Raw genomic sequence first — 26,732 nt, 5'->3', positions numbered from 1 at the left:
CGAAAAATGTCATAGATAAGATCTAGAGTATTATCTACAAGCATAGCAAAGGACCTTAATAGTGTAATAAATATTTCACGACCAACTTGCATAAGACTAAAGAAATTTGTTGTCATAGTTATGGTGAAAATAATAATGATTTAATGACACAAAACATTCTTATTCAACTTCAAATATTTCATCAATAAAAAAGCTGGGTTTACAACCTACCCACCGGTCGGTTAGAATGAATTATCATTAATAGTTAATTAAGTCGTGAATATGAGAGACGCAGAGCTAACTCGTCAAAAAATACTAGAAATAAGTGCAGATGAAATTCATAAAAAGGGTTTCATCGCAACAAGCTTATCTTGTATTTTAGTGCGCTGTGAAGTTTCAAAAGGTGCCTTGTATCATCATTTTAAAAATAAAATGGAGCTGGGCTACGCTGTTTTTGAAGAAATTTATACACCCATGTTTTTAGAGTTATGGCAGCCAGCAGTAGAGGTAGATGATCCTATTGAAGGTTTGTGCGACTTTTTTACCGCTATGTATACCAACTCATCTTGTGACGAGATTGTTTGTGGTTGTCCTTTAAACAACCTTTGCCAAGAGATGTCTGGCGTAGATGAAGGCTTTCGCTTACGTATTTTAAACATGCAGCAACAACTCAATCAACTTATCGCCATTAACTTACAACGTGTCGCTAACCAGCTTCGTGACGACATTGATTTTAGCCAAGTTGCCTATTTTATTGTCTCAACTTTTCATGGTTCTTCTAGTTTAAGTAAAAGTTCTAAAAACAAAGACCTCTTTGAAAAAGTCATCAAAGAACTGTGCAACTATATTAGAAATCTTAGAAGTCATTAACGCCACTCTTTTCACTTATCTCCTTGGCTTTTCACAGCCGATATAGCAAATAGTAATAAAAAATATCAATAAAGTATTTACATACCGCATGGTCGGTATGTAAAATACCCCTAATGAATTAACAATGAACTCAGCACTTAATACGCTCTCTCAAATACGGACAAAAACATGAAACACTTAATGGCAATATTTACTCTCTTATTCATGACTTCATTGGCAAGCTTTTCCAGCAATGCCTACAGTATTGAAAACTCTCCATACACAGTAATTGCTGAAACAGGAGAACGTTTGTTTTCTCGTATTGCTAAAGATCAAGAGTCACTGAAAAAATTCCCTGAACTGATGCGTGATATTGTTGAAGAAGAGTTAATGCCATCAATAGATTACAAATACGCCGCATTCAAGGTTTTAGGTAGAAATTTGAGAACGATGACCCCAGAACAGCGTGAAAAATTTGTTGTTTCTATGCGCAGTTACTTAGTAAGAACTTACGCAATAGCGTTAAAACAATATAAACAACAAGACGTTGCATTTGAATCTCATAAATCAACAAATGGCGCTAGAATTGTTGGTGTAAATTCAGTTATTCGTAATGCCAATGCGCCTGAAATTAACATTACTTTTCAAATGCGCCAAGACAGACAAACAAGTCAATGGAAAGCTTACGATATGATCATCGAAGGTATCTCTTTACTCAGTAGTAAAGAAGCTGAAATAAGCCAACGGATCCAAAAGAGTGGCATTGACCAAGTGACCTTAGAGTTAGCTTCTTTTAATCAATAAGTTCTCTAATTCCGTCATCAAGCTATGCTAAAATATTTTGTAATATTATCAATGCATGAGTAAGTATTAGCATAAATGACGGTTATTAATTTTTATCTTACGCGCCACGGCGAAACACAGTGGAATAAAATAGGGAAGTTTCAAGGACAGTTAGATAGCCCTTTAACCCATAAAGGCTATCGACAAGCTGATGGAATTGCTAGGCAACTAGTTGATCACAAGATAGACCTTATTGTAAGCTCAACATTACCAAGAGCAAAAAGTACCGCTGAAATTTGTCAGGTGACAGTAGATTGTCCACTTAACTTTGCGCCGGCCTTAATCGAGCGAGATTTTGGCCTCTGGCAAGGAAAAGTTATTGACGAAGTTAAATTAGAAAAAAACTTCCATGCTATTTTTCATCAAGTAAACGCCTCCGCACCGCCGAGTGGAGAATCGGGTATTGACTGCGCACTTCGCTTTCAACAAGCATTAATTGAGATTGCTAATACTAGTGATGATCAAAAAACGCCACAAGATAAAACGACCACTAAGCCCAACAACATAGCGATTAAGAGTATTCTTGTGGTTAGTCACGGCGATATATTACGCTGTTTTTTATCTTTGTTTGTTGAAAATTTTTCTGATAAACAAGCAATTAACAGTCAACAAAAAGCCTTTGATAATGGCTGCATTTTTCAGCTTGCCTACCAGTGTAAAACTAAAGTATTTACCCTTATAGCGACACACGACATCACTAAACCTTCAGCAGTGATAATGCCGCGATGACAAGTTCTGTGATCATGGTGATGGCATACCTACTAGATCGTTGGCTCGGCGAAGTAAAACGATTTCATCCTTTAGTAGGCTTTGGTTGGTTAAGTACCGTAATAGAGCATACCTTTAACTTTCAGCATGCGACACCGAAAACAACCTCCATATTTTTGCCTCGATTATTGGGGATTTTATCGTGGCTTATCTTATGTTTACCTTTACCTATTCTTTATTATTACTTCCACCAAAACCAGCTGTTTTTTTGGTGCTTAGATGCCTTAGTCCTTTATTTCGCTATCGGTTTAAAAAGTCTAAAATTACATGCTTTACAAATATTTAATCCCCTTAATAAAAATGACTTAGCCACCGCACGATATTTTTGTGGTTATTTAGTTAGCCGAAATACAGCAGACCTATCCGAACAAGAAATTTCCCGTGCAACCGTTGAGTCTGTCCTAGAAAATGGTCATGACGCGGCTGTTGCTAGTTTCTTTTGGTTTATTATTGGTGGTATTCCACTGGTGATTTTACATCGACTCGCCAATACATTAGATGCAATGTGGGGCTATAAAAATCAACGTTTTATCAATTTTGGTTGGTGTGCTGCCCGCATGGACGACTTACTCGGTTGGCCAAGTGCAAAAATTACCGCATTACTTTATGCTTGCCAAACAAATTTGTCTTACTCAAAAATGATCAGTGCGCTACATAATGGTTATCGACAAGGCCAGCATTATAAAAGCCTAAATGGCGGTTGGGTAATGGCGACGGGCGCCAGCGTTCTAAACTTCACGCTGGGTGGAACAGCGACTTATCATGGCAAGGCAGTAACGTCGATACCATTAGGTTGCGGTAATAGCGTTGTTAAAAATGATATTTTTCGTAGTATAAACCTGGTCAATAAAGCGGTTATTATTTTGATTTTTACTTATTTTTGCTATCAATTCCTGCATTATTTTTATAGTGTAAATTTGTGATGGACAATAAAGCTAATGAAAGTTCGCCCCTGTTAGTACACGGTGGTCAGCTCAATGAAGTTGCCCAACACTATCAAATTCCTTTCGAAAAATGGCTAGACTTGTCAACAGGTATTAGCCCAATTAATTACCCGATCCCCACTATTCCTACAAATATCTGGCAACAGTTACCACAGCCAAACCAAGCAATGCTATCTGCGGCTAAAAATTATTATGGTACACAGAATATTAGCGTAACGAGCGGCAGCCAAGCGGTTATTGCTCGTTTACCTGCACTCTATCTTAATCATATCAATCAGCCAGCAAACGGGGTAGAGGTATGGTTACCGGAAGTGGGCTATAAAGAGCATGAACGAGCATGGCATGATGCTGGTTTTACCATAAAAAATTATCAGCAGTTACCCACTTGCGAAGCGCTATCTCGCTACGCGATTGTTGTGGTGATTAACCCTAATAATCCAACCGGTGAATTACAGCAACAGCAAACATTAACCACACTGTTAACGACGCTTGAATCATTGTCAGGTTGGTTAATTGTTGATGAAGCTTTTATGGATGTCATAACACCGAGTCAATCGCTGATCCACTTAACGGCTAATAAACATCTTTTTGTGTTACGTTCAATTGGTAAATTTTTTGGCTTAGCGGGGATCAGAATCGGCTTTGTAAGTGCACACCCTTCTTGGATAAATAAACTACAGCAGTTATCTTCACCTTGGGAAGTTAATGGCCCGGCTCAATTTATTACTGAGCAAGCCTTAAAGAATAAAGTCTGGCAAGTAGCACAACGACAGCAGTTAATCGCTTTATCAATAAAGTTAGAAGCGTTATTAGCGAAAACTTTTTTACCTAACCAAAATAAAAGCGATGACCCAAGCATAACCATCACTGGGTGTGGTTTATTTAAAACTCTCTTTCATCCCCAAGCTACAGAACTTTATCAAAAATTCTGTTGCCAAGGACTTTACGTGCGCTTGTGCGACGAAAAAAATGCTTTGCGTTTTGGCATACCTGATCAAGAACAATACCAGATATTAGCAAAATTATTGGCTGAGCATAGCCATAGCTGAAGCGAGCTTTTCAGCTAACTCACCCTTTTTTAACTGTCCTTTGTCGGCATCAAAATTGTCATAAAAACTAGGTATAGATAAATGGGCTTTTACCTCGCCATCAAAAAAGGGTGCCGATCCTACAGCGGCGGCAAGAACAGTTGCAGCTCCACCAGGTCCTGGTGACGTCGCTAATAAAACCATAGGTTTATGCTGATAGACTTTTTGTAGCGTGCGAGAGCTCCAGTCAAATAAGTTTTTATAGGCGGCCGTATAAGAACCATTATGCTCGGCAAAACCTATGACCAAAGCATCTGCAGTGGCTATTTTATCAAGAAAGTCTTGTGCTAACTGCGGTTTACCGAGTTCAGCTTCTCTATCAGCACTATATAAAGGCATTTCATAATCATTAATATCGAGTACTTCAACTTGTGCATTCTCAACGAGACTAGCGGCATAGCTCACTAACTGTTTATTAATAGATTGACGACTACTACTGGCAGCAAAAGCGATAATTTTCATATAAACTCCAAAGGTAAGAAAAGGTAACAATAGGTATTTCAGTGAAGATAGTGTAATTTGTTTCCTATATAAGATTAATAACTTACTTACAGATACATTATTTCCATATGAAAGCTAATACACTATTTTCTTCTTCACAAAGTCAAAGTAACTTACTTGATGGTATAGCTGTTTTTGTCCAAGTTGTGCAAAGCAAAAGTTTTGTCAATGCCGCTGAAAAAATGCAGCACTCTACGTCTTATATCAGCAAGGAGGTTAGTAAGCTAGAAACCCGTTTAGGCGTCCGCTTGCTACACCGCACGACCCGAACTTTAAGTTTAACATCGGAAGGCGAAGTCTATTATCAGCAATGCCAACAGATCATTGAAGATGCTTTACACGTTGAAAATAGCCTTTCTGGACGTCAGCAAATACCGCAAGGTCGATTAAAGTTAAGCTGTCCTATTGGTATAGGTGTTTCTCGTATTCGGCCGATCCTCGCTGAATTTATGGCTAAGTATCCGAAAGTAACCTTAGATATCGACTTAAACGATCATAAAGTTGATTTGATTGCTGATGGCTTTGATATTGTGATAAGAGCCGCTATGCAACTTGAAGACTCAAGCTTAATTAGCCGACGTTTTATGAACTCAACTAGCTTAACACTCGCTTCTCCTGAGTATTTAACACAATATGGTCGACCTAAACATCCCGATGAATTGGTCGATCATCACATGATCAGTTACCGTAACTTAAAAACGCCCGAAACTTGGCAGTACAGCTCCCAGAATGGCCAAGTAACGCAAACACATGTAACCAGTCGAGTATCATGTAATAACTCAGAAATGATGATTTCGTTATGCTTAGCAGGACAAGGTATTATTCGTATGCCATTATTTAATTTACGTGAAGAAGTGGCAACAGGGAAATTAGTGCCCTTATTTGAAGACTTTATGCCAATAAACATTGGTGTTTACTTGGTTTATCCCAGCAGAAAAAATATGCCAGCTAAAGTGAAATGCTTTATCGACTTTATTGTCGATAAGTTAGGCGATAGTTAACCACAACTACGCTAAATTATTATCCTGAGTAAACATGCCGTTAACTAATGCCAGTTGGGCGAAGTAATAGCTAATCATGATCCAAACACTGGCATAAGGTATTTGATGATAAAACTGATTAAGCCCAATTAATGAATCAGAAAGAATAAAACTGAGCCCGCCGATAATTAGCCAAATATTAGCTTTTTGTGAAAGTAAGGTGGTGATCCCCATTAATAGCAGTATGGTCATATAAACCAATACAGGGATAAATAACTCGCCTAAGCCAGCGTATATGACCAAAAACACGCCAACGCCATAGATACAATAGAGCCCAATAAGTGGTAAACGTTTACTGATAATAGGCTTGGCTACTAAGGGCTTTAAGCTAAAGATGTAAAAAAGATGAGCTACTAAGAAAGCCGCTAAACCGAGTACAAACCAATTAACTCGGTCATAATCTAAAAAGAAATCGCCAAAAATAGAGAAAACCAAACCGATCATAAATAACTTATTAGCGCGTTCTTTAGTACCTCTACTGTTTTGCCATGAAAAATGCAATAACACTAATATCGGCAAAATTTTTACTAACCAGCTCAGCGGATAAGGCTTAAAAAAAATACTCACCATAAAGCCACAGGCAGTAAGTAAAAATAAAAGTAAATGGGATCGGGTCATTGCTGTCATCTTCTTTGTATAAACCTTTGGTATAAACCTTTGGTAAAAATCACTATCTACTTAAAAATAGAAAATAAGTTATCATTTAGCTCGAGATAATATCGCTAAACTAGTGATCGCTATTTGTTAGCACAGACAAAAAAGGGAGTATACCCTACGCCCTTTTTCAGCTATTCGGCTTTTAAATGACTTAAACTCTCTCAATAATTAAGGCTATGCCTTGGCCGACACCTATGCACATAGTACACAGTGCATAACGCTTGTTGGTACGTTGTAGCTGTCGAGCCGCAGACGTTATTAAACGCGCACCACTCATGCCCAAAGGATGCCCCAAGGCAATAGCGCCACCTTGTGGGTTAATACGCGGATCGTCATCTTGTAAACCTAATTCTCGAATACAAGCTAAAGCTTGTACTGCAAAAGCTTCGTTCAGTTCAATAAGGTCGATATCTTCAAGCGATAAGTTTAAACGTTTTAATAGTTTTTGTGTTGCCGGTACTGGGCCAATCCCCATAATACGTGGCGGTACACCAGTGACAGCCATACCTAACACTTTAGCTATCGGGGTTAAGTTGTTTTTTTGTACCGATTGACTTGACGCCAATAATATTGCGGCAGCGCCATCATTAATCCCTGAGGCATTACCCGCGGTAATACTGCCTTTGGCATGAACAAAAGGTTTGAGTGCTAACATTTTTTCTAAGCTTGTTAGGCGAAGATGCTCATCTTGAGAGAAAATAATCGGCTCTTCTTTACCTTTTATAACACTGACAGGCATTATTTCTTCGGCAAAAAATCCAGCTTGTTGGGCACTCGCCGCTTTTTGCTGGCTAGCAAAAGCAAACTTGTCTTGGTCTGCTCGGCTAATGTTAAACTCTTCGGCAAGGTTTTCTGCTGTTTGTGGCATACTTTCAGTACCATAAGCGCTATCGAGTGCTTTGTTAACAAAGCGCCAGCCCATAGTCGTATCGAACATTTCTTGAGTACGCGAAAAATTACTTTCCGCTTTGCCGATCACAAAAGGCGCCCGAGTCATACTTTCAACACCACCGGCAATAATCATTTCAGCTTCACCTGACTTAATCGCCTGCATAGCAATGCCGACAGCATTCAACCCTGAGCCACATAAACGGTTTAGCGTTGTTGCGGGTACTTGGTAAGGTAAGCCGGCTAATAACGTTGCCATACGAGCAATATTACGGTTGTCTTCCCCTGCTTGGTTAGCACAACCTAAAATAACATCGTCTACTTGGCTAAAATCTAGAGTTGGATTTCGTGCCATTAATGCTTTTAAGGGTAAGGCGGCTAGGTCATCAGCCCTTATAGTCGCTAGCGAGCCGCCATAACGGCCAATGGGAGTTCTAATTGCATCACAAATAAAGACTTCATTTTGTCCGCTGTTTTCAGTTTTTGTTGAAAAGGCACTCATGTATATATTCTCTTTTGAGTTTATTGGTGCTGCGATCTAACTGACCTCAGCATAATCATAAGCGCCATGATAAGCACTTTTTACTTTAACTATTTTTTCTTTACCGGTAAAAGCATAAGAAATCGCTGACAACGTCAAGTCTATTCACCCTCTGTTTTCTGAAAATCCCGATTTATTGATAAAATCACCGAAGAGATTGATCATATCCAGTTAACCTTGATTGACTCACAAAAGCCTTGTGACAGGCGTGTTATTCCAGCTCATTCAGTTGAAAACTACAAAAACGTCTTTGCTATCTGACAAGACTATTATCTGACAATACAACCATCAACTTACTGCGAAAAATCTTGGCTTATTGCTCAGCAACCTTCAATTTATATTGCGAAAGAACAAATCATGCCCTTTATCAATCGAGCACCTTGTGATGCACTCGATAAATTAAAAGTGGTTATGGTCGATGAATCAATAAGGTTTTAGCCACCGGTGAATATCAAACTATTGAATACGCTTGGTAATAAGTCTGTACTGGCATTGGTGCTTCAATACTCCCTGATTGGCAAGCAATCTTAGAAACTGAAGCGACCGTATAAATACCGATAGAAAATAATAAATTAATAAAAGAAAATTGTCGCTCTGCTCCAGTGAGTTAAATTTACTTTATCGCTTAAATAAAGTCTAAACAGATATCGGTACAGCCTTTGCCACAATAAACACCCGGAGTACTTTTATCTTCAGGGACAATTAAACGCAGTATACTGCCGCAAGTTTCACATTTCATTTCACGGCCCGCCATCACTTTTTTAATCAATGCTTTTTGATCGTTAAATGACTTTGCACTGCTTTTTTTTAATAGGTCAAACTGTGTTATATCAAGCATAAAGCTGCCTTATTAATGCTAAATAGCCTTCAGCATCTGGGTAATAGTCAATGGATCTGCACTTTTATTAATATAAGAGCGCTAAATTAAACAGCGGCGCAATAAAACCCGTCATATTGACCACCTAACGGCTCAGCGCTTGAAATCAATAAATTTTGGTAGGAACTAATATTTTCATAACTGGCGCCAACAAAAGGATAAGCGGTAATTTCCCAAGGAAAATCATCATTGCCTTCATAAGGACAAAAAGAGAGTTTTTGATTGTTTTCTAAAAGTAACTGACCAAATTTCAAAGCGGCTTCTTCGTTAGGAAATATCACTGAAAACTCAATTTCACGGGCTTGGTTTAAATCATCACCATCAATCATCATTTGCCATAAGGCATCACCAACATTGTCTTGTGGAAATAGGGCTAAATCACGGTTCATTATTTTTCATCTTATCTTTGTAGGCATTAATTCGCTATTTTATCTGATGAAAAACATAATACCAATTCAGTTAGCGATTATTTTTGGTAAACTAGCGATATAACTTACCAACGAATCACTCACCTTGAATATAGCCTTACATAAATTTGAGCTTCACATTGATGTTAATACAGAAAACAGCAGCATTATTGGCGAACTTAACCAAGCATGCTCATTAAGTAATGCTCAATTAAAACAGGCTATTCAACGAGGTGCGTTATGGTTAACCCGTGGTAAAAGCACACAGCGTTTGCGACGCATAAAAAAGCCATTACAAGTAACCGATACCCTACACTTTTATTATGACGAACAAGTATTAAGCCAACAGCCTAATGAAGCGTTATTAATTAATGACGATGTTGATTATAGCGTATGGTATAAACCTTACGGTATGTTATCCCAAGGTTCAAAGTGGAGTGATCACTGCACGATTGCCCGTTGGGCTCAAACACATTTAACCCCTGAGCGCCCCGCATTTATTGTTCACCGTTTAGATAGAGCAGCCACCGGATTAATTCTAATTGCCCATAGTAAAAAAGCAGCGCGCGCATTAAGTGCGATGTTTGAAAAACATGACTTAGAGAAAATTTATCATATTATTATTCACGGCGATCATCGTTTACGACCACAACCTGACACATTAACCTGTGATGTCGATGGTAAAAGCGCCAGCAGCCATTTTAGCCATCTTGCTTATAATGAAAAAAATAACACCTCGTTGGTGCAAGTTATTATTGATACGGGGAGAAAACACCAAATAAGAAGTCATGCTGCAAGTATTAATATGCCGGTGGTTGGCGATAGATTACACGGGGAAGTTGGCGACGCCAGCATTGAAGAAAGTATTAACTTACAGCTGTGCGCCGTGGCACTTAATTTTATTTGCCCACTAACCGCAGAGCAGAGGTCGTTTAAAGTGCCTGAACATTTAATGCCCTCATTAAATGTTCTTGGCTAAGTGTTGTTTATGAACAGTAATTAAAATCACTATCATTAAGCAGAGCTAATTTATCACCAACAATTTCAGCCGCATCAAGTTTTGCTAACAGATCAAAACCGATTTGACGTTGCTCTAGTGTCAACGCTAAATAAGGCAATCTAAAGTTAGCTTGAACGGCACCTGTCATCATTAACGTGGTATTTATGGCAATAGGGTTAGGCTCACAAAACAACCATTTCATCAGGCTTTGTAAACGTTCATTTAGTTCGTCATCTTCACTGTCCATTAATGTTCTCATTAGGCCCGGCACTAGATTCGAGGTTACAGAAATAACACCGTGAGAGCCAAATTGGTGGCGACCAACATAACATTCATCATCATTACCTGACCAACAAGCAATACCTTGTTTTTCATAATAAGCAATACGGTCATTGCCGCCACATTCTTTCACGCCAATAAAGTTTTTATGCTTTGACAAAGGTTCGATCAAATCAGGCGTAAGGTCTTGGCCCGTTCTTCCTGGTACGTTATAGATAAACGCAGGACCAATATCTAAGACTTTGTTAAAATGCGCTGCAACACCCGCCATTGAGGTTCGCCCGTAATAAGGATTAATTTGCAATGCTGCATCCATACCCATGGCAAACCCATTTTGTGTGGCTTTAATTGCCTCTCGGGTATTATTACTACCGGTATTACCAACAATAATAAGTTTGTCACTATATTGATGAACGGTATGAGCGATTAACATTAAATGCTCTTCCCAACTTAATAAGTGTCCTTCACCTGTAGTACCACCGACAACAATACCGTCAACACCCGCCGCTATTTGCTTTGCAACCAGCTTGTCATAAGTAACAAGGTCAATTTCACCCTGTGCGTTGTAAGGGGTTTTTATCGCAGTAATTAAACTTGCTGCCTTTATATTTTTCATTTTTTCTCAACTACATATTAGGTAAAAGGGTAATTTTTCTTATTTTTGAAGAATAACTGAATTTAACAATGACCGATTTTATCAACAACTCGGCGCAGGATAAACACTTCATTACTAACAATGTGCTGATATTTGAAAATTTGACTGTCTAAGGCTAAAACTTTATAAGCCTGATAGTTATTTTCATCATTTAAATCGGCTCGATAATGCTCACCGTCAACAACTTCTTCTTGTGTGATAGTAAAGTGAATATCTCCCACTAATCCCCAATCGCCTAACTCAATAATTTGGCTAACAATTTCGCCCTGAGACGTTTGTTCAACAAAAGAAAATTCAAAACTACCATCAAGGCAAAGCTCAGCATACTCAACAAGTTGGTGACCGACGTCGTTCATTTCCATACGATACCAACGGCCGGCTAATAATGCTCGGTTATATTGTTCACTCACTTAAAACACGCCTTAATAACTCTGTCAGATATAAATACTATTGTGCATTATTTTCACCGACAACCAAATAAAAAAAACCACAACATTGATTGTTGTGGTTAAATAAAGCGCTTGACGTTTTATTAAAAATTAGTTTTTTAATACCTTAATGCTGCCATTGACACTTTCTAAATTAATCGTAATATCGCCGCTGCCGACTGTCCCAGATAAGTGACGACCACTAAACATTTTTTTCTCACTTGAAAGCCCAAATGCCGTGTCGATACTACCGTGCATGGTTTCGGCATTAATCGTGGCATTGAGCTCACCAGGCATATAAAGTTTAATACTGCCGTTGACCGTTGTTAGCTCCACGCTGTCGATGTTGTTACCAACTTGCTGGTAGGTCGCATTAATACTGCCATTAACTGAATTTAATTCAAGGTTTGCAGCTAAGCCTTGCACACTAATAGTACCATTGACTGTATTCGCTTTTATGTCACCTCGTACTTTATCAATCACCAATGAACCGTTTACTAATTCAATATCGGTTAATGCCGCGCCAAACGGAACCATTACAATATAATCAACTTTGCCAGAGCTATTATTATGCCCCCAAGATGATTGTTTTTGGTATATAGTTTCAACACTAACGCCACTAGAACTTTCAGAAAAATCAAGGTTTATACGGTCTCTATCAGTTTGATTTTCCGCGGTCACTGTTGCTGTTATTCTAATTTCATCGTTACTCCAACCTTGAATATCAACACCACCATTTATATTAGCTAAACGTAAACTTGTTTGTTCATTAACAACAAATGATTTTTCAATGGTATCTTTAACCTCTGCATATACGGTGCTAATACTAGCAAGTGATAAAATTGTGGCTAAAGTAAGTTGTTTCTTAAATGACTGTTTCATGAAATTTCCTTGAGTTTTATTAACTATTTTAATGACTATAATGGTTAAGTACACAATGGCATTGAAAAGGTTTAAATTTTATTTTACTTTTTTAAATGACCTTTCCTGCTCTTAATAACTAACAACAATTCAACTTTTACAGTAACCTAACGGTAATTTTTACCTATTAACAGGATTTATAAATGACCATCGCTAACGTGCACTTACTTCTTACTGGCAATGAATTGATGACGGGAGATATTGTCGACAGTAATTCAGCAATGATCGCTCAACAATGTAAAGCCATTGGCATAAAAATTAGTCGAAAAGTGACCTTAGCTGACGATCTTGATTTACTTGCAAAGGAAATAGAACACTTAACAAAAGATGCCGATGTATTAATTATTAATGGCGGGCTTGGTCCAACAACAGATGATTTAACCGCGCAAGCATTAGCGATGGCGTCACAACGCTTTTTAAAGCAACATCCTATAGCATTGGCCCACCTAAAAACCTGGTGTGAACAACGTAATGCTCATTTAGGTAAGGCTAATTTAAAGCAAGCCCTGCTGCCGGAAAATTGTAATATTATTGCCAACCGAGTAGGCAGCGCAGTAGGTTTTTCCTTAACACTGAATGATTGCCAAATTTTTTGTACGCCGGGGGTCCCTAGTGAACTTAACATAATGCTTGATGAAGTAATCATTCCTGAATTGGCCTCACAATCTAACTTCACTGCGGAAATGGATATTACTCGCTTACAATTATTTGGTATTGGCGAGTCAACCCTTCAGTCAATGTTGGTAAAAAACTTTCCCGATTGGCCTAAAGAAGTTGAAGTCGGTTTTCGTGCATCTTCGCCATTAATAGAATTAAAGTTAACCGTTGAAAAAAATGAGCATTTATCAATAAAAATCGATCTTATTCAAAAAATTAAAACCTTATTAAATGATCACATCATTGAAGAGATTAAAGATAAACCTTATTCTTTAGCCGAACTAGTATTGCAGTTATGCCAACAAAAAAATCTTAAAATAACAACAGCAGAGTCTTGTACCGGCGGTTTAATCGCCAGCGAAATAACCAAAGTTTCAGGGTCATCATCTTCGTTTGAGGCTGGCTTTGTAACTTACTCAAATAATATGAAAAGCAAACTATTGCATGTTAATGAAAATATACTTGAACAACATGGCGCGGTTAGTGAACAGACAGTAATAGCGATGGCAGAAGGTGCATTAGCCATAGCAGGAGCTGATTTAGTTATTGCCGTTTCAGGTATAGCTGGCCCAACGGGTGGCAGTAAAGAAAAACCCGTTGGCTCAGTTTGGATAGCTTGGGGTAATAAAGATAAAATACACACCAAATATTTTTGTATAAAGGCAAATAGGGAAAACTTTCAACGTACGGTAGCAGCAAGATCTCTTGATTTAATAAGACGGTTATTAATTGAGAGTAGTCAAACACCACTTTATTTTTAATATATAGCCTTAATATGTTGTATGCATGTTAACGTTAGGTATTAACTATAATAATATTGAAAGAAATGTCATTTTTATTGCGCCATAAATCAAATCTTTATATATTTATAGGCAGAATAAACTAGAATAGAATTATAAAGCTGCATATTCGTTATTTGGGTAACTAATATTGCTAGACGTTTTAGTAGAAATAGGAGCATATTTTGATAGAAAAAAACTTCATCACGAGTGGTCGTAATACCATTATCCATAAGATGAGAAAATTTGATTTATTGATTATAAATGGCGGTCACCCTGTAGTGATTGTAAGTAACCGTGGTATAGGTATTTACAAAGGTGAAGTTCCAAATAAGAAAGCTGACGCTAAGAAAGCCTATCAAGATGTTGTTGATGTTAGTGCAACAGACGTTTTTGGAGAGAATAAAACATTAATTTTTATACAAGCATTAGATAACAAAGAATATAAAATTGATTATTCAAAAGTAAATACTGGCTCTTTCATTAAAATTCACCAGGAAAACTACATTTAATCGATATTTTAAGTGGTAATATTGGAGTAAATCTAGCGTGACTCAAGCAAGCTTAGTAACAAATAAAAAAAATAATATTGACCTTGTTTTGCAACCGGTTAAAGATGATACACAGGTAACAGAAGCCAGCGTCCATGAACTAATAGAAAATTCTGAATTTAAAGATTTATATGTTGATAATGGTAATATAAAAAATGCCATCGCCGAACTTAATAGTGTCCTAAAACCCCTTCAAACGAATAAATCTGGCCGAGAAATTAGTTATCAAGTGCTTGAGCGCAGAGACGCGACTATTTCAATTACCATTGATAAAGATGAAATGTCTGCAACAGCTGAGATTTCAACAGCGCTTGGTGGTAAACATTTAACCGCTAAGGCCATTCTCAACTCTGCTCAAGAAGCTGGTGTTAGCAAAGGTTTTACCAAAGAGCAATTATTAAAACTTGCTCATCAAGCCGCGAAAGAACCTGCTGGCTCTATAATTACCGGCGAAATTGCCCACGGTAAAATTGCCATTAATGGTAAAAATTCAAAAATAAAATGGTTAGTGCAAAGCGCCCAAGATAGAATTTTACGTCCTAAAGATCGCGAAGATGGAAGTGTCGATATGCGCGATTTAGGTGACATAATTTGTGTGAAAGTTGGCGATCCGCTCGCGAAAAAAATTATGCTTACCGAAGGTGTTAAAGGTTTTACTGTGACTGGCTCTGCCCTAGATCCTTTACCAGGAGATGACATCACGCTAACCGCTGGCGAAGGTACAACAATAAGCCCTAAGAATGATAAAGTCTTAATCTCGACACTGGTCGGCTTACCAAGAATTATTGATAACGGCATGGAAGTTGATCCGGTTTATCGCATAAAAAATGTTGATATCAGTACTGGGCATATCAAATTTGAAGGCAGTGTTATTATTGATGGTGATATTTGTGAGGGTATGAAAGTAACGGCAACCGGCGATATCACAATTGGTGGTTTTGTTGAGTCAGCAACCTTAGAAGCTGGTGGTGACATTACTATTGGTAGTGGCATTATTGGTAAAAAACAAGACGTTGAAGGTCAATCTCTCGATAATATTAAAATGAGTGCTTATATATCTGCTAAAGGTGATATTTTCGCAAAATATGCTCAATATGCTGAAATATCTTGTCACTCCTTACGTATTGAAAACCAAATGATGCACAGCATTATTGATGTTGAAGAGACACTTTGGTTAGGCACTGAAGAAAAAGCTAATGGTAAGCTTATCGCTGGTTACATAAAAGCGGGAAAATCTGTTCATGCCGGTATTGTAGGCGCAACAGCAGGAAGCAGCACCATTATAAGCTTTTCCAAAAAAGTGGATCTAATGAAAGAACAGTTAGAAGACATTGAATTTAAATTAAAAGTTGATTCTGATAAATCAACAGAATTACAATTAGCCGTTAATAAACTCAAAAAGTTGCCTAGCGATAAAGTAAACCCTGAGATGCTCAGTAAACTGGTTTCTACTTATAAGTTTCATGCTCATCGCGTAGGTGAGATCCTTAACGAAAAAGAAGCTTTTGAAGAGCAAATACAAACCTATATGGCAAGTGTCTATATAGAAGCAACAGAGAAACTTTATCACGGTGTACAAATGATTGTTGGCGACTTCCAAGATAGATCTCGCCGTGAATATGGACCAACTAAGGTGAATTATAAAGAAAGAAAAATTCATTTTAATCCTATCGTTAATACATAGAATATTACTGAACATTTTCCATCAATATCATTTTAGTTACATTAGGAAAACGATGAAAATTAATACTCTTGCTTTAATTGCAACGAGCTTAATTGCTGGTACAGCTTCAGCACAGCAATGCGATATAAACTTTAATCATGGTGTGGTAATCAACCCTTCTCATGTACGTATTTTGAAAGAAAGCCAAACCTACGTTCAGATTAATAATGATCAACAATTATTTATTCGTGGGCGTGAGATAGCCCTCAATGAAGAACAAAGACAATTACTCACGCAATACAGCCAAGGCATTCGTAAACAAATCCCTGAAATAGTGGCGATAGCGATTGAAGGTGTTGATATTGATTTAAAAGCAGTAAACAAAGTTATTGCGGGTTTAACGGGTGAAAATAGCGCCTCACATCAAAAAATTCAAGAGCGCTTCGATGAGATGCAATACCGTTTAAGAGAACGTTTTAACCATAGCGATACTAATTATTATATTGCTTCGCAAGATTTTGCTGATTTTGATGAAATTTTTGCTGGCGCCTTTGAACAAGAAATTGAAAGTATCGTAACCGAATCAATTGGCACTATTTTAATGGCCGTTGGTGAAGCAATGACCACCAACGAAGCAAGCAGTAGTGAACAGCGCGTAGAAACCTTTGACCAACGTATCAAAGGTATGGAAAAGGATTTGCAGCTTGACATTGAACCCCGCGCACAAGAAGTTAAATTAAAAGCTGCGCAGTTTTGTAAAAGCTTAAAGAAGTTAGATCAACTAGAGTCGAAGTTACAGCAAAGTATCACTGCACTGAGTGAATTTGATTTGATACAGACAAAGTAATTCCGTTGCTCCCAAAGAGCAACGTCATAGTGAACAAAGCGCCAACCTGAACATAACTCCGTCATCCTGAACACAACACCGTCATCCTGAAACAAGCACCGTCATCCTGAACTTGTTTCAGGATCTGTACTTACAACCACAAAAACCAGATACTGAAATGAATTCAGCATGACGACAAAAGGACTAAATGATCACGACTCCCTGATGTCATCACTGCCATTCTGAACACAACGCCATCATCCTAAAACAAGCACAATCACCTGAACACAACTCCATCATCCTGAAACAAGCAACCGTCATCCTGAACTTGTTTCAGGATCTGTACTTGCAACCACAAAAACCAGATACTGAAATGAATTCAGCATGACGACTAAAGGACTTAACGCTCACCGACTCTCTGAAACCATCACTATCATCAACACAACGACTTAATCCTAAACATAAAAAAACCTGCATCAGCAGGTTTTTATAATTAAAATCGCACAAATAGTAACTTACATATTTGGATAATTCGGACCACCGGTGCCTTCTGGTGTTACCCAAGTTATATTTTGGCTTGGGTCTTTAATATCACAGGTTTTACAGTGAATACAGTTTTGTGCATTGATCACTAATTTATCACCCTGCTCTGTCGATTCAATTTCGTATACGCCAGCCGGACAATAACGCTGAGCAGGCTCTGCATACTTAGCTAAATTAACCGTAATTGGAACATCGACGTCAGTCAGTCTTAAGTGACAAGGTTGTTCTTCTTCATGGTTAGTATTTGACAAAAACACTGAGGTTAATTTATCAAAACTTAGTTTATTATCTGGTTTTGGATAATTGATAACCGCCGACTCCGAGGCTAATTTAAGCTGGTCATGGTCAAGCGTGTCGTCCTTAAGGTTAAACGGTAATTTACCATTAAATAGGTTTTGATCTATGGTGTTGTAAGCACCACCCAAGGTCATACCAAACTTATGCATAGCCGGGCCAAAATTGCGAGAGCTATAAAGTTCGTCATATAACCAAGAGTCTTTAAACCTTTCAGTATAATCAGCAAGGTCTTTACCGCCTTCATCACCGGAAACAATCACTTGAAAAATACTTTCAGCGGCTAACATACCCGATTTCATTGCGGTGTGATTACCTTTGATTTTAGCAAAATTTATCGTTCCAGCATCACAACCAACTATAATACCACCTGGCATTGTCATTTTAGGTAATGAGTTAAAACCACCCTTTGCCATTGCTCGTGCTCCATAAGAAACACGTTTACCGCCTTCAAGGTACTGACTAATTTTTGGATGATGTTTATAACGTTGAAATTCATCAAATGGACTTAAATGCGGGTTGCTATAATTTAAATCTACAATAAGACCTACAAATACTTGATTATTTTCTGCATGGTATAAATAGCCACCACCTGTTGCGCCTTGATCTAATGGCCAACCAGCCGTATGTACTACGAGACCTTCTTGGTGCTTAGCGGGATCAATGTCCCAAATTTCTTTAAAACCTAAACCGTAATGCTGTGGAGAGACACCTTCATCTAAATTAAATTTACTGATCAGTTCTTTACCTAAGTGACCACGGCAACCTTCAGCAAAAACAGTATACTTAGCGCGAAGTTCCATTCCAGGAACAAACGAATCTTTTTCTTTACCGTTAACATCTAGACCCATGTCACCGGTAATAATACCCGCAACACTACCATCATCGTTATAAAGTACTTCATGTGCAGGGAAACCAGGAAAAATTTCAACCCCTAACTCTTCCGCTTGCTCTGCTAACCAACGACATACGTTACCCATGCTAACAATATAGTTTCCATCGTTATGCATAGTTTTTGGTACAGATATATTAGGTAATTTTATCGAGTTGCTTTCACTGTTAAGTAAGTAAAGATCATCGCCGGTAACTTTTGTATTCAGTGGCGCGCCTTTTTCTTGCCAATCTGGGAATAATTCATTTAGCGCTCTTGGCTCAAAAACAGCCCCCGATAAAATATGTGCTCCAACTTCTGAGCCTTTTTCAACAACGCAGACTAAGAGTTCTTGATCTTTTTCTTTTGCTAACTGCATCAAACGACAAGCTGTTGCTAAGCCAGACGGACCAGCACCAACAATAACAACGTCAAAATCCATCGATTCGCGTTCCATAAATTTCCCCAAAAAATATTCATTTAAATAAAATCAAACACTCGTTTGATTTTCAAACACCTGTTTGATAATATCACTCATTATAGATATTTTGTTGATAAATACTATCTTCTATTGAAAGATATTGCGACAAAAGCTATTTAAGCTCAATTTATCGAGACAAGCACCGTATTACGTTGACGTTCACGTAGTCTAGTATTAGTCTGTCGAGCAATAATGAGAAATACTTGCTAATGTTAGTTTAATTAATCAAACCTTAGCTTTACACTATAAATACAAACACAACAAACGCAATCAGAGGCTACGATGAAAGTATTAGTACCTATTAAACGTGTAATTGACTATAACGTCAAAGTTCGCGTAAAAGCAGACAATTCAAATGTTGATCTTGCTAATGTAAAAATGGCAATTAACCCTTTTTGTGAAATCGCTGTAGAAGAAGCGGTTCGTTTAAAAGAAGCTGGCGTTGCCACTGAAGTTATTGTGGTATCCGTTGGTGACAAATCTTGCCAAGAACAATTAAGAACGGCTTTAGCATTAGGCGCAGACCGCGCTATTCAAATCGAAACTGATGAGAAGTTAGACGCTCTTAATATCGCCAAACTTTTACAAAAGATTGTTGAAGAAGAACAGCCACAATTGGTTATTCTAGGTAAGCAATCTATTGACAGTGATAATAATCAAACAGGTCAAATGCTCGCTGCCTTAACAGGTATGCCGCAAGGTACTTTCGCATCAGTGGTAAAAGTTGAAGGCGATAAAGTTAATGTAACACGTGAAGTTGATAGCGGCTTACAAACTGTATCACTTAACCTACCTGCAATTGTTACTACCGATCTGCGTTTAAATGAACCTCGTTATGCTTCATTACCTAATATCATGAAAGCAAAGCGTAAACCATTAGTGGTTAAACCCGCTGCAGATTTTGGCATTGATTTAAGCCCACGTTCAAAATTAATAAAAGTTGTACCACCTGCAACACGTAAAGCCGGTATTATTGTTGATGGTGTAGATACATTAATTGAAAAACTGAAAAATGAAGCGAAGGTGATTTCATGAGTATTCTAGTATTTGCTGAACATGATAACAGCACATTAAAAGCTGACACGCTTAAAACAGTTGCTGCAGCTCAAGCAATTGGTGGTGACATTCATATATTAGTTGCTGGTAGTAATTGTCAGAGTGTTGCACAAGAAGCCGCTAAAGTTAACGGTGTAAGTAAAGTACTTGTTGCTGATAATCCAGCTTATGAACATCAGTTAGCTGAAAACATTAGCTTATTGGTAACAGAACTTGCTGCTGATTACGAACACGTCTTAGCAACAGCTTTAACAACAGGTAAGAACTTTATGCCTCGCGTTGCCGCTTTATTAGATGTTGCACAAATATCAGATATTATTGCTGTAGAAAGTAGTGATACTTTTGTTCGTCCTATTTATGCAGGTAATGCTATTGCCACAGTGCAAAGCTTAGACAGTAAAAAAATAATTACGGTTCGTCCTACGGGTTTTGACCCAGTTGCCACTGATGGTAGTGCTGAGATTGTAGCAGTAGACTCAGTAACAGACGCTGGAATTTCAACGCATGTAAATGATGAACTTTCTGTATCAGAACGTCCTGACTTAGGCGCAGCAAGTATCGTTATTTCAGGTGGTCGTGGCATGCAAAACGGCGATAACTTCAAGTTACTTGAAGGTATTGCAGATAAACTTGGCGCTGCTATTGGTGCTTCACGCGCCGCTGTAGATGCTGGCTTTGTACCTAATGACATGCAAGTCGGTCAAACAGGTAAAATTGTAGCTCCTGACCTATACATAGCTGTAGGTATAAGTGGTGCAATACAGCATTTAGCTGGTATGAAAGATTCTAAAATCATTGTTGCGATCAACAAGGATGCCGAAGCGCCTATTTTTCAAGTAGCTGATTACGGTATTGTTGGTGATTTATTTGAAGTATTACCAGAGCTTGAAGGTAAACTGTAAACTATAACGTTTTCAGACTTATTTTCTAGGTATAATAAAGCCACTTTAATAGTGGCTTTATTTTTATCTTTTATTTAACCACTCAGTCAATTAACACTCGGGTACCACATCATGAAAAATAAACTTTCTAGTCTTAGCGATCTTGCTGGTGCATTTGGTAGAGAGAGTGCTACAGCTGAGCATTCGGCCAAACAGCAACCAGCCGATAGTTCATTAGTATATTCAACAGATAGTGGCCGTATCAAACAAGACAATAACACCCAAACAATAACAGCCAGTGATGGCTTTGCTAAAGTTAGGCGTGAAACTAAAGGCAGAAAAGGTAAAGGTGTCATCACCATTAGCGGATTAGGCTTAGATGCAAAAGCGCTAAAAGAGCTTGCTACAAAATTGAAGAAAACCTGTGGCACCGGTGGCAGTGTTGTCGGTGAAGTCATCGAAGTGCAAGGCGATAAAAGAGAGCAAATAAAACAGGTCCTTGAGAGCAATGGCTTTAAGGTAAAGTTTGTTGGCGGCTAGTCAGCAAACATCTAACAGGCTAACTTATATCGTACTTTCGTAATTTCATTGCTATTTTATTGTGTGAAACCTTTAACCGCTCTGCTAGTTTTCTCGTTGTTGGGTAAAGCGGATACAAGGTTTTAAGCAAATCGCCTTCAAATTTTTCTTGAGCACTATTCCAGTCGGACCATTGAGGCTGCTCAGCAAAATTTTCACCATCGCTAGCAGAACCAGCAATATTATGACTTATCGGTAAATCGACTGCTGAAAATTGTGATAACGCACCATCAATATCAGACTTTTCAATAACACCGCTATCATTAAGGGCCACAGCTCTAAATAAAATATTTTGTAACTGGCGAATATTACCTGGCCACTGGCATATCTTAAGGGCCGCAAGTGCTTGCTCTGTTAAAGTAGGTACTTTTCGTGCAACTTGAAGCGCCGCCATTTTAATAAAGTGTGCCGCTAATAAAATAATATCATCAGGTCGTTCACGCAGTGGAGGTATCGACAAATTCAATACATTTAGGCGATAGAATAGGTCTTCTCTAAATAATTGTCGTTCAATCTGTTGCGGTAAGTGTTGGTGACTGGCACTGATTATACGCACATTCGCCGTTAACTCTTTCGTGCCACCTAGACGACGATATTTATAATCCTGTAAGAATCGTAATAACTTAGCTTGTAAATATACTGACATTTCTGCAATTTCATCTAAAAAGATAGTCCCTGTTTCTGCCAGTTCAAATAGCCCAGGTTTCCCCCCTTTTTGAGCCCCGGTAAAAGCACCTGGCGCATAGCCAAACAGTTCACTTTCTAATAAGTTTTCGGGTAATGCTGCACAATTAAGCGCTAAAAAAGGCGCGTCGGCACGTCGACTGGCATTATGCAAAGCACGAGCTAATAACTCTTTACCTGTACCTGTTTCACCACTGATAAGTACCGGTAATTCTAATTCTGAAAACCTGAGTGTTTGAGACTTTAAGAGTCGAATAGCTGAGTTCTCACCAATAATATTATCAAATTCAGCTTGCTCTCGACTCTGTATTAATGCGATATGCTGACCAACGCGGTTCATTGAACGTAAGGTGAGAATAACACCTGATGAACTATGTTCTGAAAATATTGGCGTGATATCAGCTAAATAAGAATGTTCGAGGAATGAGAGTGAAAAATTACTCATTGAAGAATTAAGCATGTCTTGAAAGGACTGATCTATATATTGATCGATATGCTGTCCCTCAATTTTTATAACTAAATCTTTTAATAACGACTGAGCGGCCGTATTAATAATAACAATAATACCATTTTGGTCGATATCCAGTATAGGGTCTGGAATAGTGTCTAATAAGGTTTTTAAATGAGCCTCACGTCTTTGTGTCGGTAATAAGTCGACAGATAAACAATGAACTATGTCATCGCGGTGCGACAGAGAATTTTGCACGTCAGACAATGCTAATTCATTGGACATAAAGTGGACATAAATAAAGTGACTAACCACTTCAAGTGAACGTATATTCCAACGATTATCAGCAAAAATAGCCAAGATTTCTTGGCTTATGCCAATACGATCTTTTACTTTAATTTCAATTCGCATCAGTTTATCTCAATGTTACACAGTCATATTGTAATAGATTAATTACAATGTATTAATTATATTACAGAATAACTGATAAGCGAACGATTTGTAATAATTTAATTACAAATCAATAGACTTACACACCAATAGTCACATAACACATTGATATAGTTGCGTTATATATTGCTGGCTCTGTTTTTGCAAACATAAAAAGAAACGGATCAATATAAAAGAAATTAGCAGCGCTAACCTATAAATAATAACAAAGTGCGCCGCTAATTTTCTTCATCGAAATGCTTATTAAAGAGAGAATTTATGAAAAATAGTAAATATGTTGAAACACAAGCAATCCATTCAGGACGTATTAACGATGAGCAATTTGGCTCTTTAGCAACACCACTTTACCAAACGTCTACTTTCATTTTTGAAAACGCTAAACAAGGCGCCGACCGTTTTGCGGGTGAAGCTGAAGGATACATCTATGGGCGATTAGGTAACCCTACAGTAAGACAATTAGAAATGCGTGTTGCTGCCATGGAAGAAATGGAAGATGCCGCTGCCACAGCAACAGGCATGGCAGCTGTTTCTGGCGCCTTATTAGCTAATTTGCAATGTGGTGATCATATTATTTCATCTAGTGCCTTGTATGGCTGTTCATATGCATTGATCAGTCATATGCTAACCAAATTCGGGATTGAAGTTTCATTTGTTGATATGAAAGTGCCTGAAAATATTGAAAAAGCGATAAAACCAAATACTAAAGTTATATTCCTAGAAACACCAATAAACCCAAATTTAGTAGTTTTAGATTTAGCACGTATTTTAGCGATATCAAAAAAACACAGTATTCTATCAATCGTTGACAATACTTTCTTAACCCCTGTTTTACAGCAACCTGGAAAATTTGGTGCGGATATCGTTGTTCACAGTGCAACTAAGTATCTAAATGGTCATGGTGATGTGGTAGCAGGTATTATCTGTAGTAATGCTGAAATGATAGAACACATCAAATTAACAGCACTTAAAGATATTGGCGCAACAATGAGCCCTCATGATGCATGGTTAATTATGAGAGGATTAAAAACTTTACCATTGCGTATGGAACGCCACTGTTCAAATGCACAAACAATCGCTGAGTTTTTAGAAAGTCACCCAATGATAGCTAAAGTTTATTACCCTGGCCTTAAATCGCATGACGGTTATAAATTTATTGGTACGCAAATGAAAGCGGCCGGTGGAGTTATCGCTTTTGAATTAAATGCAGACTTAAAAGGTGGCGAAGAGTTTATAAATCGGATGAGTTTATTTTCAATCGCAGTAAGCCTAGGAGATGCAGAGTCTCTTATTCAGCACCCTGCTTCGATGACTCATTCACCTTATACACCAGAAGAGAGAGTAGCGGCAGGTATCAGTGATAGTTTAATTCGAATATCTGTTGGTTTAGAACACGTAAATGATTTACTTGACGATCTGAAGCAATCGTTAGATCAAATAGAAAACCGCCAAGAGCAAGTTGCCTAACTTAGCGGTTTATAACGAGTAAGTATAATTACCCGTAAAGTATTAATCCTGCGTTATAATTTTAGTTAGCGCAGGCAGTACTTTTTCTTTTAACAAGGTTAATTCACTGTCTGTATAAGCCTTCATTGCAAACTCACCCCAAACAGGCTTCGGCCAAGCAATATCATCCGCAAAGCGAACAATGTGATGGACATGAAGTTGTGGACAAATATTACCTAATGCCGCTACATTCATTTTTGTGCCATTAAATAACTGCATTAAGATTTCACTTAACAAACTTGATTCATTGAGAAACTGCTGTTGTTGCTGCCAATCAAGTTGATAAATATCTTGAATATCATCGACCCTAGGTACTAAAACAAACCACGGATAATTACTATCATTCATTAGTAATAGTGTTGACAGTGGTAACTCAAGTAACTCAATGGTGTCACGTTGTAATAGCGCATGAAGTTGAAATGTATTAGACATATAGACTCTCTTAACGTTTATTTTTACGACCGCGACCGCGGGCAGTTTTCTTAGCTTCTCTAGCCGCTACTTTTTTAGCCTCAAGTTCGATAAAATGTAGTGTTTCAATTTCTATCATATCAGGTGTTTCAAAAGTAATGCCGCCCAGGGTATTATCACGTATCTCATTGATTAATATTGCTGCGGCTTTATGATAATCAATACGACCACCTGATTTAACACAGCCGCGTCTACGACCTATTTCTTCAAGTAACTCTACTTCGGTTTGTGGCGTATCGTCAAATTGATAACGTTCTTTTAATCGTTGCGGGTAATGCGCTAATAAATATTCACCGGCAAACGAAGCAATATCTTCATGGTCAAAGGCGGTATCTTTAACTGCGCTGGTAATCGCTAATCGATAACCACTGTTTTCATTAACAATTTTTGGCCACAACATACCTGGGGTATCATATAAGTAAAGACCTTCGTCTAAACGAATTCGCTGCTGACCTTTAGTCACAGCAGGCTCATTACCGACTTTAGCTTTTGCTTTTCCAACAAGAGTATTTAATAAGGTAGATTTACCTACGTTAGGGATACCCATGATAACAACGTTAATCTGTTTACCCGTTTCATTTTTACTCGGTACTAATTTACGAATAAGACTAGGGAGTGTCTTCGCTACAGAAGGGTTATCTGTGGTTAGAGCAATTGCTTTGACATTTTTTTGAGACTCTAAATATTCTAGCCAAATTTTTGTTTTAGCAGGATCGGCAAGATCTGACTTATTGAGAATTTTAATAAGGGGGATATCACCTCTGATCTCAGTGATCATCGGATTTTCACTGCTAAACGGCAATCTAGCGTCACACACTTCTATGACCACATCTATTTGTGGAAGAATCTCTTTTATTTCTTTTTGGGCTTTATGCATATGCCCAGGGAACCAATTAATAGCCATAACAACACTAAGTAATTTATTAATGTGTAGATTTTAGCAAGTTACGCATTGATACACACGTTACATTGAAAATAAATATGATATTACAAGCATCGCCAGTTATAAGATAAGCTTTTGAGCTGAAAGATATGATATTTAACATGCGTTAGTAGCAAGTTTACAAAGACTTAAATACAAAAAACGTTTCGTTTATAACAAGCATGCTTATTAAAAGCCAGACTTCCTTTTTATCAGTGCATGCTAGTTAGCGAATCTTGACTTTTTTTAACGTCAGAAAGCAAAAAACCCGACTCTTTCGAATCGGGTTTTTCTAATTAGGAGCCTAGCAATGTCCTACTCTCACATGGGAACTCCCACACTACCATCGGCGCTACTGCGTTTCACTTCTGAGTTCGGAATGGGATCAGGTGGTGCCACAGTGCTATT

27 protein-coding genes and 1 rRNA gene are annotated in these 26,732 nt (G+C 37.9%); 15 read left to right on the top strand and 13 right to left on the bottom strand.

Annotation, left to right across the window (positions count from 1 at the left end; genetic code table 11):
- Window positions 1–261 precede the first annotated feature (261 nt).
- From H4J70_RS16900 to cobD, 5 genes are all read left to right on the top strand, one after another.
- Entirely contained in the window at window positions 262–849 is a 588-nt protein-coding gene (locus tag H4J70_RS16900) for a TetR/AcrR family transcriptional regulator (RefSeq protein ID WP_070374442.1), read from the top strand.
- Window positions 850–1,017: 168 nt separating this feature from the next.
- Window positions 1,018–1,632, top strand: coding sequence for a phospholipid-binding protein MlaC (locus H4J70_RS16895; protein WP_182217877.1), 615 nt, complete (start codon window positions 1,018–1,020; stop codon window positions 1,630–1,632).
- A 75-nt stretch (window positions 1,633–1,707) separates the two neighbouring features.
- The gene (locus tag H4J70_RS16890) at window positions 1,708–2,400 is read left to right on the top strand and encodes a histidine phosphatase family protein (protein ID WP_182217875.1); all 693 of its coding nucleotides are present in this window, start codon (window positions 1,708–1,710) and stop codon (window positions 2,398–2,400) included.
- Window positions 2,397–3,362, top strand: a complete 966-nt coding sequence (locus H4J70_RS16885) for a CobD/CbiB family cobalamin biosynthesis protein (RefSeq protein WP_182251518.1) — start codon at window positions 2,397–2,399, stop codon at window positions 3,360–3,362. Before H4J70_RS16890 ends, H4J70_RS16885 begins: the two co-directional genes overlap by 4 nt.
- Window positions 3,362–4,432, top strand: coding sequence for a threonine-phosphate decarboxylase CobD (gene cobD / locus H4J70_RS16880; RefSeq protein WP_182251517.1), 1,071 nt, complete (start codon window positions 3,362–3,364; stop codon window positions 4,430–4,432). Before H4J70_RS16885 ends, cobD begins: the two co-directional genes overlap by 1 nt.
- Here the strand turns inward: cobD and H4J70_RS16875 are convergent.
- Window positions 4,406–4,933, bottom strand: a complete 528-nt coding sequence (locus tag H4J70_RS16875; protein ID WP_182217870.1) for an NADPH-dependent FMN reductase — start codon at window positions 4,931–4,933, stop codon at window positions 4,406–4,408. The genes cobD and H4J70_RS16875 overlap by 27 nt on opposite strands.
- A 107-nt stretch (window positions 4,934–5,040) precedes the next feature.
- Between H4J70_RS16875 and H4J70_RS16870 the strand changes: the two genes are divergently transcribed.
- A complete protein-coding gene (locus H4J70_RS16870) occupies window positions 5,041–5,973 on the top strand; it encodes a LysR family transcriptional regulator (RefSeq protein ID WP_182217868.1) in 933 nt (310 codons plus the stop codon).
- Between the two features lie 6 nt (window positions 5,974–5,979).
- Here the strand turns inward: H4J70_RS16870 and H4J70_RS16865 are convergent, their stop codons facing one another.
- The 4 genes from H4J70_RS16865 to H4J70_RS16850 form a co-directional block, all read right to left on the bottom strand.
- Entirely contained in the window at window positions 5,980–6,630 is a 651-nt protein-coding gene (locus H4J70_RS16865) for a lysoplasmalogenase (protein WP_182231355.1), read from the bottom strand.
- 190 nt (window positions 6,631–6,820) lie between these two features.
- Window positions 6,821–8,059, bottom strand: a complete 1,239-nt coding sequence (pcaF, locus tag H4J70_RS16860; RefSeq protein ID WP_182204376.1) for a 3-oxoadipyl-CoA thiolase — start codon at window positions 8,057–8,059, stop codon at window positions 6,821–6,823.
- A 664-nt stretch (window positions 8,060–8,723) separates the two neighbouring features.
- The gene (locus H4J70_RS16855) at window positions 8,724–8,936 is read right to left on the bottom strand and encodes a hypothetical protein (RefSeq protein ID WP_070374450.1); all 213 of its coding nucleotides are present in this window, start codon (window positions 8,934–8,936) and stop codon (window positions 8,724–8,726) included.
- Window positions 8,937–9,022: 86 nt separating this feature from the next.
- Window positions 9,023–9,364 (bottom strand): ribonuclease E inhibitor RraB, encoded by a 342-nt coding sequence (locus tag H4J70_RS16850; protein ID WP_070374451.1) that lies wholly within the window; start codon window positions 9,362–9,364, stop codon window positions 9,023–9,025.
- Between the two features lie 124 nt (window positions 9,365–9,488).
- Between H4J70_RS16850 and H4J70_RS16845 the strand changes: the two genes are divergently transcribed.
- The gene (locus H4J70_RS16845) at window positions 9,489–10,361 is read left to right on the top strand and encodes an RluA family pseudouridine synthase (RefSeq protein WP_182251516.1); all 873 of its coding nucleotides are present in this window, start codon (window positions 9,489–9,491) and stop codon (window positions 10,359–10,361) included.
- A 7-nt stretch (window positions 10,362–10,368) separates the two neighbouring features.
- Here the strand turns inward: H4J70_RS16845 and dapA are convergent, their stop codons facing one another.
- The 3 genes from dapA to H4J70_RS16830 all read right to left on the bottom strand — a co-directional run bounded on the left by dapA (window position 10,369) and on the right by H4J70_RS16830 (window position 12,626).
- A complete protein-coding gene (gene dapA, locus H4J70_RS16840; RefSeq protein ID WP_182217862.1) occupies window positions 10,369–11,277 on the bottom strand; it encodes a 4-hydroxy-tetrahydrodipicolinate synthase in 909 nt (302 codons plus the stop codon).
- 62 nt (window positions 11,278–11,339) lie between these two features.
- The gene (locus H4J70_RS16835) at window positions 11,340–11,726 is read right to left on the bottom strand and encodes a hypothetical protein (protein WP_070374454.1); all 387 of its coding nucleotides are present in this window, start codon (window positions 11,724–11,726) and stop codon (window positions 11,340–11,342) included.
- Window positions 11,727–11,855: 129 nt separating this feature from the next.
- A complete protein-coding gene (locus tag H4J70_RS16830) occupies window positions 11,856–12,626 on the bottom strand; it encodes a DUF4097 family beta strand repeat-containing protein (protein ID WP_182217860.1) in 771 nt (256 codons plus the stop codon).
- Between the two features lie 182 nt (window positions 12,627–12,808).
- Between H4J70_RS16830 and H4J70_RS16825 the strand changes: the two genes are divergently transcribed.
- The 4 genes from H4J70_RS16825 (at window position 12,809) to H4J70_RS16810 (ending at window position 17,162) form a co-directional block, all read left to right on the top strand.
- Window positions 12,809–14,083, top strand: a complete 1,275-nt coding sequence (locus H4J70_RS16825; protein WP_182217858.1) for a CinA family nicotinamide mononucleotide deamidase-related protein — start codon at window positions 12,809–12,811, stop codon at window positions 14,081–14,083.
- A 203-nt stretch (window positions 14,084–14,286) separates the two neighbouring features.
- Entirely contained in the window at window positions 14,287–14,613 is a 327-nt protein-coding gene (locus tag H4J70_RS16820) for a hypothetical protein (protein ID WP_146800730.1), read from the top strand.
- 37 nt (window positions 14,614–14,650) lie between these two features.
- Window positions 14,651–16,336, top strand: a complete 1,686-nt coding sequence (locus tag H4J70_RS16815; RefSeq protein ID WP_182217857.1) for a DUF342 domain-containing protein — start codon at window positions 14,651–14,653, stop codon at window positions 16,334–16,336.
- 52 nt (window positions 16,337–16,388) lie between these two features.
- Window positions 16,389–17,162 (top strand): DUF2884 family protein, encoded by a 774-nt coding sequence (locus tag H4J70_RS16810; protein ID WP_182217855.1) that lies wholly within the window; start codon window positions 16,389–16,391, stop codon window positions 17,160–17,162.
- A gap of 494 nt (window positions 17,163–17,656) precedes the next feature.
- On the opposite strand, the gene H4J70_RS16805 is transcribed toward H4J70_RS16810, so the two are convergent.
- A complete protein-coding gene (locus H4J70_RS16805; RefSeq protein ID WP_182251515.1) occupies window positions 17,657–19,306 on the bottom strand; it encodes an electron transfer flavoprotein-ubiquinone oxidoreductase in 1,650 nt (549 codons plus the stop codon).
- A gap of 306 nt (window positions 19,307–19,612) precedes the next feature.
- Here H4J70_RS16805 and H4J70_RS16800 point away from each other — a divergent pair, with 306 nt between their 5' ends.
- From H4J70_RS16800 to H4J70_RS16790, 3 genes are all read left to right on the top strand, one after another.
- Window positions 19,613–20,365 (top strand): electron transfer flavoprotein subunit beta/FixA family protein, encoded by a 753-nt coding sequence (locus H4J70_RS16800; RefSeq protein WP_070374461.1) that lies wholly within the window; start codon window positions 19,613–19,615, stop codon window positions 20,363–20,365.
- Entirely contained in the window at window positions 20,362–21,288 is a 927-nt protein-coding gene (locus tag H4J70_RS16795; protein WP_070374462.1) for an electron transfer flavoprotein subunit alpha/FixB family protein, read from the top strand. The genes H4J70_RS16800 and H4J70_RS16795 overlap by 4 nt, the downstream gene beginning before the upstream one ends.
- A gap of 111 nt (window positions 21,289–21,399) precedes the next feature.
- A complete protein-coding gene (locus H4J70_RS16790; protein WP_182251514.1) occupies window positions 21,400–21,807 on the top strand; it encodes a translation initiation factor in 408 nt (135 codons plus the stop codon).
- 19 nt (window positions 21,808–21,826) lie between these two features.
- Here the strand turns inward: H4J70_RS16790 and H4J70_RS16785 are convergent, their stop codons facing one another.
- Entirely contained in the window at window positions 21,827–23,389 is a 1,563-nt protein-coding gene (locus tag H4J70_RS16785) for a sigma 54-interacting transcriptional regulator (RefSeq protein ID WP_182251513.1), read from the bottom strand.
- A 297-nt stretch (window positions 23,390–23,686) separates the two neighbouring features.
- On the opposite strand from H4J70_RS16785, the gene megL reads away from it, so the two are divergent.
- A complete protein-coding gene (gene megL, locus H4J70_RS16780) occupies window positions 23,687–24,892 on the top strand; it encodes a methionine gamma-lyase (RefSeq protein ID WP_070374463.1) in 1,206 nt (401 codons plus the stop codon).
- 42 nt (window positions 24,893–24,934) lie between these two features.
- On the opposite strand, the gene H4J70_RS16775 is transcribed toward megL, so the two are convergent.
- The 3 genes from H4J70_RS16775 to rrf all read right to left on the bottom strand — a co-directional run.
- Window positions 24,935–25,363, bottom strand: coding sequence for an HIT domain-containing protein (locus tag H4J70_RS16775; protein ID WP_182222813.1), 429 nt, complete (start codon window positions 25,361–25,363; stop codon window positions 24,935–24,937).
- Window positions 25,364–25,373: 10 nt separating this feature from the next.
- Entirely contained in the window at window positions 25,374–26,306 is a 933-nt protein-coding gene (gene ylqF / locus H4J70_RS16770; RefSeq protein ID WP_070374465.1) for a ribosome biogenesis GTPase YlqF, read from the bottom strand.
- 320 nt (window positions 26,307–26,626) lie between these two features.
- Window positions 26,627–26,732, bottom strand: a 5S ribosomal RNA gene (rrf, locus tag H4J70_RS16765); the annotation flags it as partial.

This window comes from Colwellia sp. BRX8-9, assembly GCF_014077245.1.
Lineage (GTDB): Bacteria > Pseudomonadota > Gammaproteobacteria > Enterobacterales > Alteromonadaceae > Colwellia_A.
This window is presented reverse-complemented; position numbering and strand designations above follow the sequence as displayed.